Source organism: Chitinophaga nivalis (assembly GCF_025989125.1).
Taxonomy (GTDB): Bacteria; Bacteroidota; Bacteroidia; order Chitinophagales; family Chitinophagaceae; genus Chitinophaga; species Chitinophaga nivalis.
In genome coordinates this window covers 648,005-661,668 of sequence record NZ_JAPDNR010000001.1, presented here as the reverse complement: position 1 = coordinate 661,668, position 13,664 = coordinate 648,005, and the positions used below count along the sequence as shown (strand labels likewise).

The following is a 13,664-nucleotide window of genomic DNA, read 5'->3' as shown; positions in this document are numbered from 1 at the left end:
CATGAAAAAAATACAACTCATCAGATATATTACAGCAGTAGCATGTTTGGGTATGATGCTGACCAGCTGTAAGAAAGATTTTCTGGAGAAAAAGCCCCTGACCGAATTCCGGGAAGAAGATGTGTGGAAAGATGCCGGACTGGTACAGGCTTTTGTGAACGACCTCTATGTACAGATGCGCCCCGGATTTAATGAAGTGATGCTGGCATCTATGTCAGATGAAAGTCGTTTTATCCATGACTATAATACTTCGCGCGTAGTACAGGGGAATGTAACGCCCGATGATTTTGGTGCCCTGGGAGATTTTAGTCGCTGGGAAGGGCATTATAAAGCCATCCGGAATTGTAATATGTTTCTGGAGAAAGTAGACAGCGTACCCTTTACAGATGAAAACCAAAGAACGCGCATGAAGGGAGAAGTACATTTTATGCGGGCCTGGTATTATCATATGCTGGTGAAGTATTTCGGCGGTGTACCGTTGATTACCAAAACGTTTAAAGTGAAAGGAGATGAAGCAGAGATCCTGCAGATTAAAAGAGCCACGTATGAACAGTGTGTACAATTCATTGTAGCAGAGTGTGAAACAGCTACGCGGTTATTACCCCGTTCCTACGATGCCATTGCCCACAAAGACCGGGTAACCAAAGGGGCCGCAATGGCGTTGAAATCCAGGGTATTGCTGTATGCGGCCAGCGATCAGTTTAACCTGGGAGTGAGAAGTCCTTTGATGGGCTATATGGATGCCGGCGGACAGCAGGCCCGTTTTATCCTGGCCATGCAGGCGGCCAAAGCGATCATCGACAGTAACTATTATCAACTGTATCATCCTACGGATTCCGCTGCGGAAAACTATTCCCGTGTTTTCCTGGATAAGGATAATGCAGAACTGATCTTCGTAAAAAAATATGATAAGGCATTACTGGGTACCAGCCATGATATTTATAATGGCCCTAATGGCTATCATAACTGGGGCGGAAATGTGCCACTGGAAAACTTTGTGGAAGGCTACCAGATGAAAGACGGAACGCCCTTTTCGCGGGCCAATCCGGAGCAGGCAGCACACCCTTACAATAACCGGGACCCGCGGTTTTATGCTACCGTATTATATGATGGCGCTAAATGGAAACAACGGCCGAAAGACGGGATAGAAGCAGACCCGATTGGCGTCATCCAGACAGGTAAATATGAATCGGCCCGTCCGGGCCAGGATAGTGTGTGGGGATTGGATACGCGTAACAGTCCCATTGAAAACTGGAATGGTACGTTTTCCGGATATTATCTCCGCAAGTTTATGGATATCAACCTGGATGCACAATTTTTCCGGGGAGATCAGTCGTGGATATTTTTCCGTTATGCAGAAGTATTGCTCAACTATGCGGAGGCCTGTATCTGGTCGGGCAATGAGGGCGAGGGTATAAAGGCATTAAATGCGGTGCGCACCCGTGCCGGGATGCCTGCCATTCAGGCTTCCGGCGCCGCATTGAAAGCATTGTACAAGTATGAAAGACGGTATGAACTGGCTTTTGAAGAACACCGCTTTTTTGATGCGCGTCGCTGGAAACAGGATGCTTACAGTGCTTTTAGTGGAGATGCCCAAGGAATTGAAGTGCTGGGCTCCCAGATAAAAGGACATCCTTTTATTTATCGGGTCATCAGTATTCAGTCGCGTAAATGTGAAGAGCAGGATTTGTTGCTGCCGATTCCGGCCAGTGAAATAAGAAAGAATGCCAACCTGGAACAACAGGTAACGTACCGGTAATAAAAAAGCAGCTGATGTGCAGAATCCCTGCGCATCAGCTGCTTTATCTTTATACACCTAATGACCAGCCATCGCGGTAAGTACGTTTTACAAACTGGTTGGCGGCATCAAAGTTGGTAATTTTCATATTAGGTCCATCCCATAGTAATTTGATGTAGCGGCCCGGATAGTCGTAAGCATCGGGCTTATTGGGCCTTGGTGTGCGAATATCGAAACTGCGGATCGCCAGGTTGCCCATCAGGATCGTTTCTGTAAGCGGACCTGCAATATCAAATGGCGCGCTCAATGCTTTCGCCTTGCTGCTGCCGTAGCCGGCAATCGCTGCGTTTACCCATTGGAGGTAGTGACCTTCCGGTACGCGTGCTATTGTCTGTGGAACGTTGGCAGTGGCGGTTTTGGAGGTAGGCAGTAATTTTGGATACATGCCATAGGTACCACACATCATTTTACCTTTGGTACCTACGAAAATAGCACCGTTACCACCGTCGCCCATGGTTTCGTTGGGGCCCAGTTCTTCCGGTCTGTCTGGCTGAATACCGCCATCCATCCAGTGTAAGGTGATTTCTTTTCCGTTTTTGCCCGGGAATTTCATGATTACATGGGAAGAAGGAGGGCAGCTGTCCGGGAAGTAACCACGTTTGAATTCACCTACATATACACTACCTACACTGCACTCTACAGAAGTAGGGTAGCCGAGGCCGAGTACACGGAAAGGTGGTTCTATAATATGACAACCCATGTCGCCGAGTGCGCCGGTACCGTAATCCCACCAGCCGCGCCAGTTGAAAGGTACCAGGTTATCCACATAATCTTTTTTAGGGGCGGTTCCTAACCACAGGTCCCAGTTGAGTTCTTTGGGTATTTCCTGTTTGCCGGCCGGCCACGGAATGCCTTGCGGCCATACCGGGCGGTCTGTCCAGCAATATACCGTGTGTACATCTCCGATAAGACCGGCGTTATACCATTCCATCAGTTGACGTACGCCGTCGCCGGAAGCACCCTGGTTACCCATTTGGCTGACTATCTTGTGTTTTCTGGCGCCTTCCGTCAGCATACGGGCTTCGTAGATGTCGTGTGTCAGCGGTTTTTGTACATACACGTGTTTGTTCAGCTGCATCGCGGCCATGGTGGCTACGGCATGCTGATGGTCGGGAGTAGATACAGAAACGGCATCAAAGTTTTTATGTTCCTTGTCGAACATCTCCCTGAAATCAGTATAAAATTTTGCTTTCGGGAATCTTTTAACGGCATCGGCTGCACGACGGGTATCTACATCGCACAGGAAAGTAATGTCGGCCGGGCCTTTGGCGAATTCTGAAATATCGCTGAAACCTTTACCGCCTACGCCAATACCGGCAACGCGTAAACGGTCGCTGGGAGCGGTATAACCTTTACCTAAAACATGACGTGGAACTATCATGAAACCGGCAGCAGCGAGGGCGCCGTTTCTCAGGAATGATCTCCGGGATACGTGGTTTCCCTCATTCTTTTTTTCTGGAACCATGAGTGCAAATTTTTTATCAAGATATAAATAAAAATATGGAACGTACAGGTGTGCTGTGTGTTGCGGAAAGGAGAGCGCTACCCGAAAGTAGCGCTGTATGGTGTTGTATCTTTATGTTAACTTATTATTCCCATGTCATCAGCTTGCCGCGGTCTTCAATTTTCAGGCAGGTAGCCAGTGTTTTTTCATCGTAGGCATAGCCATACTGCTGTAAAACATCGGCGGGTACCCCATCCCATTCATTGGGGGCGTTGCCCACATAACCGAGGTCTTTGATACCGGCTTTGCTGGTAAAGAATCCGGTAGCGGTAAGATTACGCATGATATTGAAAAAGGCAACTCCCTGCAGGTGCTCCGGGGCTGCTTTTTCCGGCCAGGCAATCAGGTCTACCATTTCCATACGTTGTGTGGCATTACATCCGGCAAAAGAGTTATTATAGCGTTTGGCGCATTGTACATCCAGCCAGCGCAACCCGCCCCGCATCGGGAGCTGGTGTTTAGGCATGTCTTTCACAATAAATTCAATGAAAGCCGGTACTTCCGCTTCGGATGCACTGCAGGAGTGATCATCTGCCGGGATGATAATATCTGCGAGGAGGGTAATGGTTGCCATTTCTTCCGGTGTGAAAAAATGTTCCTCCATCAACGCTTTATCGCGGGTCACTTCATCAGGCGTACGACCGTATCCCGGCGCATTGCCTGCTGCTTTTTTATCACCGGTAGCTTTTTTGTCTTCACAGCCGGTGGCGGATAAAATAGTGCCTACAGATAAAGTTCCCAGGGCAAGTGCTTTCAGGGATTCTCTTCTATCCATTATATTAAATTTGAATGACGAACAACGCAAGCGCATTCATCATGAGTGATCAGATATTCTTCTTTTTCAGTTGATCGATGATATATTCAGATGCCCGTATAGAGAGCGCCAGAATAGTCCAGGTGGGATTCTTATCGGCCTGTGATACAAATGCGCCGCCGTCTACCACAAAGAGGTTTTTCACATCATGCGCCTGGTTGAACTTATTCAGCACAGAGGTACGAGGATCGTTCCCCATGCGGGTAGTACCTACTTCGTGGATGATACGGCCAGGATTTTCCAGTCCGTATTTGGTATCAGCACCGGGTTTGGTACCAGATGGAATACCGCCCATTTCTACAATCAGCTGTTCAAAAGTATCCTGCATGTGCCGGGCCTGTTTCACTTCCTCGTCGCTCCAGGTGTAGTGAAAGCGCAATACCGGAATGCCGAACTTATCTACCACATTCGGATCTATCTCGCAGTAGTTATCTTCCCGGGCAATACATTCTCCTCTGCCGGCAAAGCCAATGTGCGCGCCGAAAAAGCGGCGGTAGTCATCTTTCAGAGATGCACCGTAACCACCGGCTGCTTTGGGTTTGTTATCGCGGCCCGGATATTTGCCGTTCATCTTCTCCATACCAAAACCAAATCCATAGGAAGGCATATTCATGCCGCCTCCCAGCTCAATATGGTAACCGCGGGCGAAGTCGAGCTTTTTATTATCGAGCCACCACGGAATATATACGTGCATACCGCCTACGCCGTCTTCATTGTACCGCTTACGGTCCATCAGATGAGGCACAAAGCCCGATCTGGAGGCGCCAGTCGAGTCATGGAGGTATTTACCCACCACACCGCTGGAATTGGCGAGTCCGTTGGGGTGTTTGGCAGATTTGGAGTTGAGCAGCAACCGGGCCGATTCGCAGGCACTGGCAGCGAGTACTACTATGCTGGCATTGACAGAATATTCCTGCATATCAGTTTTATCCACATAGGCAACGCCGGTGGCTTTGCCGCTGTTGTCGGTCAGTACTTCGCGTACCATGGCATTGGTATACAGGTCTACATGACCACTTTTCATAGCGGGTTTAATCAGCACAGAAGAAGAGGAGAAGTCGCCATATACGGTACAGCCGCGGCTGCACTGACTGCAGTAAAAACAGGGACTACGATCTTTATTAACAGAGCGGGTAAGAATGGATAATCGCGACGGGATAACGGGAATGCCTAAACGTTCTCCGGCTCTTTTTACCATCAGTTCATGTAGTCTGGGTTTGGGAGGAGGAAGGAAGAAACCGTCCGGTTCATTGGGCAGGTTTTCTTTGGAGCCGAATACGCCGATCATTTTATCTACACGGTCATAGAAAGGCGCTACTTCGGCGTAGCTGATAGGCCAGTCGTCGCCCAGGCCATCATAGCTTTTATGTTTGAAATCGCGTTCCCCGAAACGGAGAGAGATGCGGCCCCAGTGGTTGGTGCGTCCGCCCAGCATGCGGGAGCGGAACCAGTCGAATTCGGTGCCGTCTTTTTTCGTATACGGTTCACCGTTAATCTCCCATCCGCCGTAGGCGGCATCGAAGTCGCCGAAAGGGCGGGTCGTACTGGCGCCTCTTCTGGGCGATTCATAAGGCCATTTTAATTGGGTGGCCTGTTCCGGATCTGCCGGATCGTACTTGGGCCCCGCTTCCAGGAGCGCCACTTTAAGGCCGGCTTCCGACATAATTTTAGCTGCCATACCGCCACCGGCGCCAGAGCCAACTATACATACGTCGTAAGTTTTGCCTTGTTTTTTAATTTCAAAAGCCATTTTTCGTGGAAATTTTAGACCATATTTTAAGAACACCGGTTTTAAATCTATAAATTAAATGTGTAAAAAGGAAGGTTTTTTTATGAGTGATCACACAGGGTATATTATCGGCATAGACATCGGTACCAGCAGTACTAAAACGATTGGGCTGGGGTTAAACGGAGAAGTGCTGGCTGGTTTTCAACAGGCTTATCCCACGCATCATCCGCAGCCCGGCTACAGCGAGCAGGACCAGGATGAAATCCTGCAGGCCGTAAAAAACGGTATCCGGGAAGTGATCAGGCAAACGGGGCGTATGCCGGCAGCAATTTCCTTTAGTAGCGCCATGCATAGCCTGTTGGTGCTGGATGCCGCCGGCCAGGCGCTTACGCCACTGATTACCTGGGCCGATAACAGGAGTGAACCTTATGCCCTGGCCTTGCGGGATACGCCTGCCGGCGCGGAAATCTACCGGCAAACGGGTACTCCGGTGCATGCGATGTCGCCACTCTGCAAGATAAAATGGCTCCGGGAGCAACAGCCGGATCTCTTTAGTCGTGCTGCCATGTTTCTGGGCATTAAAGCATATATCCTGCATCATTTCTTGGGAGATTACGTGACGGATCATTCCATTGCTTCCGCCACAGGACTGTTTGATATCCACACCTTACAATGGAATGCCACTGCCCTGGAAGTAGCGGGTATATCAGGTGTGCAGCTACCACGGCTTGTGCCGGCGGATGCCGTGCTAACCGGCCTGCAACCGGCGATTGCCCGGGAGCTGGGCATTCCGGCGGATACACCGGTGGTAGCAGGAGGCAGTGATGGTTGCCTGGCCCAGCTGGGCAGTCAGGCACTGGATGCCGGCCATGCCACGCTTACCATTGGTACCAGCGGAGCGGTGAGGATGGCCGGATCGCAGCCGCTGACCGATGCCCATCGGCGTTTGTTTACCTACCTGCTGACAGATCATATATATATTACCGGTGGGGCGTCCAATAATGGAGGCGTTGTATTACAGTGGCTGGTGCATGATTTACTGCAGCTGCCGGCTACCGCACTGCCGCAGCTGGTGGAAGCTGCGTTGACACTGCCGCAGGATGAGCTGATATGCCTGCCGTATCTGCAGGGAGAAAGGGCGCCGGTATGGAATAGTCGTGCCCGTGCAGCTTTTATAGGCATACAGCCGCAACATACCCAGGCTCATTTTACCCGTGCGGTGCTGGAGGGTATTTGTTTTGCGTTGAGAAGTATCCGGGTGGCGCTGGAAGAAACGGCCGGCCCGGTGCATAAAATATCGGTCAGTGGCGGATTTACACATTCACCCGGATGGGTGCAGTTACTGGCGGATGTTTTCGGAGAGCGGATGTATTTACAGCAGGAAAGCGATGCTTCGGCATTGGGAGCGGTGATGCTGGCGGCTACAGCGCTGGGATTACCCTTGAAGATAGCCGACAGGGAAGGCGTGGTCTTTGAGCCGGATATGGCACAACATGCCGTTTATAAGGAACGCTATCAGCAGTTTATCTTGTTGTATGAGAAGTTATTTTCCTGATATCCGGTATGTGTGATGATTGACCCCACATACAGGATATCAGGTGGATATTAATTGCCGCGTTCAAACATACGCGCCAGGTCAGTAAGTTTAAAGGAGATGAAGGTGAACTTGCCGCCAGGTGCTACGTTGGGCATACTGCAGGCAAAGAGTTCATCGATGATATTCTGCATTTCGCGGGATGACAGCACTTTTCCGGCCGGGATGGCATTATTGCGCGCCATGGAGCGGATCAGTTGTTCCCGTTTGTTGACTTTCAGTTCGTGGCTGAAATGTTTGAACTGTTCCAGCAGTCCTTCGATGGTAGCTTGGTCGTTGCCCTGCTGTATATCGGCGGGTGTACCGCGTACGACGAAGGTGTGGTTGCCGAAAGGTTCCAGGTCGTATCCCAGTGCCTGAAGGTCCGGTAACATTTCGCCAATCAGGATGGCATCTGCCGGTGGCAGCTGTAATGTTTGCGGGAACAGGCTTTGCTGGGTAGCCATGGGAGTTTCGAGCAGGGCGCGTTGATAGCGCTCATACAGGATTCTTTCATGGGCTGCCTGCTGATCTATTAATATGAAGCCCGATTTGATCTGGGACAGAATATATTGCTGATGTACCTGTACGGGTACTTTCTGGTCTGTAGGCGTGTCCTGCCAGCGTTCATCGATGACAGAAGCAGTAGCGTGTGGCTGACTTTCGTAGGTGACAGCCGGCCGGCTTTCTGTTTCCTGTTCTGTTTCTGCGGGGTAGGAGGTAGTGGTATACTGATCGCCACCGCCGCTGTACAGGTCTTTCCAGTGTTTCAGGTTGCTGCTGTTGCTGCTTTTGTCGATCATGTGGGCCTGGTTGGCCTGGGTGAATGACTTATAGAGCGGCGACAGGGTTGATTCGTTCTGTTGCTGAGCCGTGAATGGCTTGCTGACAGCATCGAGTGCCTGAATGCTGGGGTCCAGGTCAAAGTCCAGCGTAGCGGTTACATTGAACTGGGCCAGGGAGTGTTTTACGGCAGATTGTACGAAAGCATACATGAGCTTTTCGTCGTCGAACTTGATTTCCTGTTTGGTGGGATGCACATTGATATCCACATGTTCCGGATTTACATCAATGAACAACACGTACAGGGGGAAGCTGTCTGCCGGAATAATATCTGCGAAAGCGCTCATCACTGCATGATGCAGGTAAGGGCTTTTGATATAGCGGTTGTTGACGAAGAAGAACTGGTCGCCCCTGGTTTTTTTGGCAGTTTCGGGTTTACCGGCGAAACCATATACGTTCATATAGTCCGTGGTTTCCTTTACACTGACGAGGCGGGCGTTGTAGTGTTGTCCGAGAATGGCAACGATACGTTGTTTCAGGGAGCCTTTATCCAGGTGGAAAAGTTGTTGATTATTGCTGGTCAGGGAAAACTGGAGCTGTGGGAAGGCCATGGCAACGCGGATGAATTCATCTACGATATGCCGCATTTCTGCTGTGTTGCTTTTCAGGAAGTTCCTGCGGGCGGGCACATTGAAGAAGAGGTTTTTCATGGCGATGCTGGTTCCTTCTGCTGTCTGGCAGGGTTCCTGCTTTTTCACCTGGCTATTATCAATTTCTATATAGGAGCCTATTTCGGAGCCTTTTTTCCGGGTTTTGAGTTCTACCTGGGAAACCGCTGCGATGGAAGCGAGGGCTTCACCTCTGAATCCCATGGTAGTAATCTGGAAAAGGTCTTCTATGGATTGTATTTTGGAGGTAGCATGGCGTTCAAAGCACATCCGGGCGTCTGTTTCGCTCATACCGCCGCCGTTATCAATTACCTGCACCAACTCTTTGCCTGCATCCTTGATGATCAGCTGAATTTCTGTTGCACCTGCATCCACTGCGTTTTCGAGCAATTCCTTTACCGCTGATGCGGGTCTTTGTATCACTTCTCCTGCAGCTATCTGGTTCGCTATATTGTCTGGTAATAAATTGATGATATCCGCCACTTACTAGCCTTTTGGCGTAAAGTTAACAATTTATATGCAGTTGCTCACGGATGATTATCAGACAGTTTGAAGAAAGCGGGGCAGAGATTTGAGAAAGCGGCGTCTGATTTGCAGGAATTAACAAACCATTCGGCTTGTTCATACGTAATTTCATATAGGAATAAAATCTAAATGCTTAAGAATATAAAAAAAATATTGAATTACTGTTAATGAGAAGTTAACAGATCAAATCTTCACAAATGAACCTGAGGAATCTGATACTTTTGAGTATCTCTATTTTGGTTACAAACTGTACATACTCGCAAAACGGCGAAAAAAAGAAAGCAATGGAAGATGGAAAAAAGAAGGGAGATGTATACTCCCGCACGGATACCAGCAAAGTAAATTTGACTGACGAAGAATGGAAAAAACAACTGCCACAGGATGTGTACAATATTGCCCGGGAAAAAGGCACTGAATGGGCCTTTACCGGAAAATACTGGAACAGCACAGAAAAAGGAACCTACTACTGCGCTGCCTGCGGCAATCCATTATTTGTATCCGATGCCAAATTTGAAAGCAGCTGCGGCTGGCCCAGCTTCTTTCAGCCAATTACCAAAACCAGCGTTATTTATGCACCGGACAATACCCACGGTATGCATCGTACCGAAGTAATGTGCGGCCGCTGTAAAGCGCATCTGGGCCACGTATTTGACGACGGACCTCCGCCAACAGGTTTGCGTTACTGCATCAACTCCGTTATCCTGGATTTTGACCAGGCGAAAGAAGCCGACAAGCATTTTAAAGACCAGGAAAAAGACAAAACGAAAGAATAAACAGTTGCCAGCTACCTGATTGCCAACACTGTTCATGGGTTGCACAATAAAAAAACGTATTTTTATTATCATCAACCCCTGACAGTTATGAAAGTCTTAAAAGCGCTCGCCTGGATCATAGGGATCATACTGCTTGTTGTTATTGTATTGATCTTTGTTGCGCCTACCCGCGTACACGTGGAACGCGCAGTAGAGATCAATGCTCCTGCCACTATTGTGTGGAATGATATCGTGAAATTTGAACGTTTCAACGAATGGAGTACCTGGAAAAAAATGGACTCCGCGGCCATCTACACCATTACCGGAGAAGACGGCACCGTTGGCGCAGTGAATGCCTGGAAAGGCCCTAAAATCGGAGCGGGTAAACTACAGCACCTCTCCCTGGACCCTTATAAAAGTATTCAACAGAAATTGTCCTTTATCAGCCCCTTTGCTGCAGAAGCAGATGTACGCTTTGAATTAACGGAAGCGGCCGGTAAAACCAAAGTTGTCTGGAGCTTCGAAACCCATTACGACCGTCCGCAGAATGTGATGGGCATGCTGATGAAAGGCGCACTGGAAAAAGACTTTGACCAGGGCCTCAGTAATCTTAAAAGCATGGCAGAGGCCGACAAAAAAGGCCCCGGTACCCCCAATGGCATCGATGTAGCGGTAAAAGAAATGGATTTTCCGGCAACTACGTATGCGGCTGTACGAAAAACGATTCCTTTCAAAAGTATTTCGGACTACTATCATAAAAACCTGGGCCCTCTTTATGTGGCAGCTACTAAAGCCCAACTGCAGCCCGGTGCCCCCTGTGGTCTGTTCTTCACCTGGGACGATAAAAAACAGCAAACAGATATGGCGGCCGCCATCCCGGTGCCGGAAGGCAGTAAACCTGGTAACGGATACGAAATCATTACCCTGCCTGCGGCAAAGGCTGCATATGCCAACTATTATGGGCCTTATGATAAAATTGCCAACGCGCACGTGGCTTTGAGGAAATTCGTTACAAACAAGGGAAAAAAGATAATACCGCCTGCGATAGAAATGTATATAACCGATCCCGGCGTTGAAAAAGATAGCAGCAAATGGCTGACGAAAGTCATCTACTTTATGCAGTGATAGCTGAAAGAGAAGAAACAGACAGAAGATGGAAATTATTTTTCCAATGTATTGGCATACTTAGTTGGCTCAAACTCAATGATCTCGTATAAGGCAAGCTGGTACTTTTCCAGCGGATCTTCACTGATAATCTGTTCTACTTCTTTCCGGCTGGACGCATTACAAAGAATAAGCCCGCCAGACTTGGGCTTCCGTCTGCCAGACAAGATAAATTGACCACTGTCGTAGTGCTTTTGCAGAAAGGCGGTATGCGCCTCCATGAAGTGCTCCACCGCTGCAACCGGTCGGATGTACTGTAATAAGATTAGAAACATAATGGTTTTTCTATGGTAATAAATGATAGTTTCATAGTAAGTAGCAAAGGTATAACTTAAAGTGTATCGAATTATTGTATGCGCTCCGGGAAAAAATGAGACATATATGCTACAAAAATATACGTACTTTTGCAGGAATGAAATACCACGATAGTGGGAATGTACTGTAAAGTCATGTGTAACCTCGGCATCAATTTTTAATTTTTATATCTTTTATGAAAAGAACATTTTCAAAAGTTGTGTTAACTGCTGTATCTGCAGCGGTACTGTTGGCAGCTTGCTCTAAAGTGCCTGATGAAAGTAAGCATATCCCGAAAACAGCAGGTGTTGTATTGGACCTCAATGCCAAACAAATCAGTCAGAAACTGGTCACCAATGGTGTAACCATGGATAAACTGTTTTCTGCTGTGCAGAATAAAGACACGGCCAACCAAATGACAAAAGCCTGGAAAGACGCGGAAAATTCCGGTGTTGATCTGAAAGGACATTTCTTTGCTTCTGTTGTTTTTCAGGGCGTGGCTACTGAAAATAAATCTTACCTGAGCCTGACGGCGTCACTCACAGACGCCGCTAAATTTGAGGATTACCTCAAAAAAAATGTGCCTGATTTCTCCCTGAAAACACAAAATGATTTCAAATATATCTGGCAGGAAAAACAACAGGCAGTAATCGGCTGGACTAAATCCACTGTGATTTATATCAGCCTGTTTAACGCGAATGATCTGCAGAAATTTGCACCTCCGGGAACGCCAGGCCTGCCTGCACCAACTGATAACAACGAATACCAGGAAGAAGCAGCGGTGGCGGATTCTGCTGTTGCTGTTCCTGCCGCACTGGTAGCTGCTGAAGAAACAGCGCCTAAAGCATGGGTAGATGAAATCGATCACCTCTTCCACCTGAAAAAAGAAGAAACTGCCGGTTCTATCGAAGCCTTTGCCAAACTGCTGAAAGAAAATGCAGACATGGGTGTTTTTGTAAATCCGGAAGCGATCTACAACAGCGCACAGTTTACCATGATACCTGCCAATTTCAAAAAACTGATGCAGGATAGCTACTATACCGGTACTGTTAACTTTGAAAAAGGTAAAATTGTAATGGACGGTTCTTCCTTCATGGGTAAAGAATTAGCAGCCATCTATAAAAAGTCTGATAAGAAGGTGATTGACATGGATATGCTGAAAAAATATCCTTCCGACAACATCACCGGTTTTCTTTCTTACGCTTTTGATTTTCATGTCATCGGCGAAATTATCAAATCCACTGGTATGGACGGTTTGGCAAATGCTTTCCTGTCTGGCAAATCCGGTCTTACCCTGGATGATATCCTGAATGCATTTGAAGGACAGCTGACTTATATCGCTTCCGACTTTGCCATCACCAAGAAGGAGTCCGAATATTTCCCGGGCGAATTCACCGAGAAACCGGAAGCTAAATGGATCTTCAACCTGAAAGTAGGTAACAAGGATGCATTCAATAAAGTAATGACTTCTCCGCTGCTGAAAGATATGTTTGCCCGCGAAGGCGACCGCTATGTAATCAGCAACCCAATGGTAGCAGCTGGATTCCCGCCGATTTCCATCACAGAGAAATTTATTACCGTAGGTTCCGACAGCGTACTCCTGCAGCAATACCTGGCTGGAAAAGGTAGCATCAAACTGCCGGAAGGTATTGAAAGCAAAGTAAAAGGTAGCATGATAGGCGGTTATGTAGATCTGGAAAAGATCACTAAAACAATCCCTGAGGATAAACTGGCCGATGATGAAAAACCACTGATGCAAAGTGTGAAAAACCTGTTCAAAGACATCTCTCTGGTAGGACATCCGCTGGAAGGTAATGTACAACACACCGAAGCAGTACTGACCTTTAAAAACAAAGACGAAAACAGCCTGGTACAGTTGATTAACTTCGGTACTGCTGCTGCTAAAGTAATACAGGACAAAAAAGCCAAAGAAAAAGCATACGAAGATAGCCTGCTGTCAGCACCGGTAGATACTGCCGCTACTGCAGCCTATTAATCGTTGCAGGTTAAAGTCATATCTCCACAAAGGCGTAGCGGTATCTTACACAAGACCGTTGCGC

General features: G+C 48.0%; 10 protein-coding genes. 5 read left to right on the top strand and 5 right to left on the bottom strand.

Going from position 1 to position 13,664, the window contains the following annotated elements:
- Nucleotide 1 precedes the first annotated feature (1 nt).
- The gene (locus OL444_RS02770; protein WP_264734765.1) at nucleotides 2-1,759 is read left to right on the top strand and encodes a RagB/SusD family nutrient uptake outer membrane protein; all 1,758 of its coding nucleotides are present in this window, start codon (nucleotides 2-4) and stop codon (nucleotides 1,757-1,759) included.
- 49 nt (nucleotides 1,760-1,808) lie between these two features.
- On the opposite strand, the gene OL444_RS02765 is transcribed toward OL444_RS02770, so the two are convergent.
- The 3 genes from OL444_RS02765 to OL444_RS02755 all read right to left on the bottom strand — a co-directional run bounded on the left by OL444_RS02765 (nucleotide 1,809) and on the right by OL444_RS02755 (nucleotide 5,866).
- Nucleotides 1,809-3,263, bottom strand: coding sequence for a Gfo/Idh/MocA family protein (locus OL444_RS02765; protein WP_264734766.1), 1,455 nt, complete (start codon nucleotides 3,261-3,263; stop codon nucleotides 1,809-1,811).
- 124 nt (nucleotides 3,264-3,387) lie between these two features.
- Nucleotides 3,388-4,077 carry a gluconate 2-dehydrogenase subunit 3 family protein gene (locus tag OL444_RS02760; protein WP_264734767.1) on the bottom strand — a complete coding sequence of 230 codons (690 nt, stop codon included), beginning with the start codon at nucleotides 4,075-4,077 and terminating at the stop codon, nucleotides 3,388-3,390.
- 49 nt (nucleotides 4,078-4,126) lie between these two features.
- Entirely contained in the window at nucleotides 4,127-5,866 is a 1,740-nt protein-coding gene (locus tag OL444_RS02755) for a GMC family oxidoreductase (RefSeq protein ID WP_264734768.1), read from the bottom strand.
- Nucleotides 5,867-5,948: 82 nt separating this feature from the next.
- Between OL444_RS02755 and OL444_RS02750 the strand changes: the two genes are divergently transcribed.
- Nucleotides 5,949-7,400 carry a gluconokinase gene (locus OL444_RS02750; protein ID WP_264734769.1) on the top strand — a complete coding sequence of 484 codons (1,452 nt, stop codon included), beginning with the start codon at nucleotides 5,949-5,951 and terminating at the stop codon, nucleotides 7,398-7,400.
- Nucleotides 7,401-7,450: 50 nt separating this feature from the next.
- On the opposite strand, the gene mutL is transcribed toward OL444_RS02750, so the two are convergent.
- Nucleotides 7,451-9,352, bottom strand: coding sequence for a DNA mismatch repair endonuclease MutL (mutL, locus tag OL444_RS02745; RefSeq protein WP_264734770.1), 1,902 nt, complete (start codon nucleotides 9,350-9,352; stop codon nucleotides 7,451-7,453).
- A gap of 326 nt (nucleotides 9,353-9,678) precedes the next feature.
- Between mutL and msrB the strand changes: the two genes are divergently transcribed.
- Together msrB and OL444_RS02735 are read left to right on the top strand one after the other, a co-directional pair.
- Nucleotides 9,679-10,167, top strand: a complete 489-nt coding sequence (gene msrB, locus OL444_RS02740) for a peptide-methionine (R)-S-oxide reductase MsrB (protein ID WP_264734771.1) — start codon at nucleotides 9,679-9,681, stop codon at nucleotides 10,165-10,167.
- A gap of 87 nt (nucleotides 10,168-10,254) precedes the next feature.
- The gene (locus tag OL444_RS02735; protein ID WP_264734772.1) at nucleotides 10,255-11,271 is read left to right on the top strand and encodes an SRPBCC family protein; all 1,017 of its coding nucleotides are present in this window, start codon (nucleotides 10,255-10,257) and stop codon (nucleotides 11,269-11,271) included.
- Between the two features lie 35 nt (nucleotides 11,272-11,306).
- Here the strand turns inward: OL444_RS02735 and OL444_RS02730 are convergent, their stop codons facing one another.
- Complete coding sequence (locus tag OL444_RS02730) at nucleotides 11,307-11,585, bottom strand: YciI family protein (protein ID WP_264734773.1); 279 nt, start codon at nucleotides 11,583-11,585, stop codon at nucleotides 11,307-11,309.
- Nucleotides 11,586-11,800: 215 nt separating this feature from the next.
- On the opposite strand from OL444_RS02730, the gene OL444_RS02725 reads away from it, so the two are divergent.
- The gene (locus OL444_RS02725) at nucleotides 11,801-13,600 is read left to right on the top strand and encodes a DUF4836 family protein (protein ID WP_264734774.1); all 1,800 of its coding nucleotides are present in this window, start codon (nucleotides 11,801-11,803) and stop codon (nucleotides 13,598-13,600) included.
- Nucleotides 13,601-13,664 lie beyond the last annotated feature (64 nt).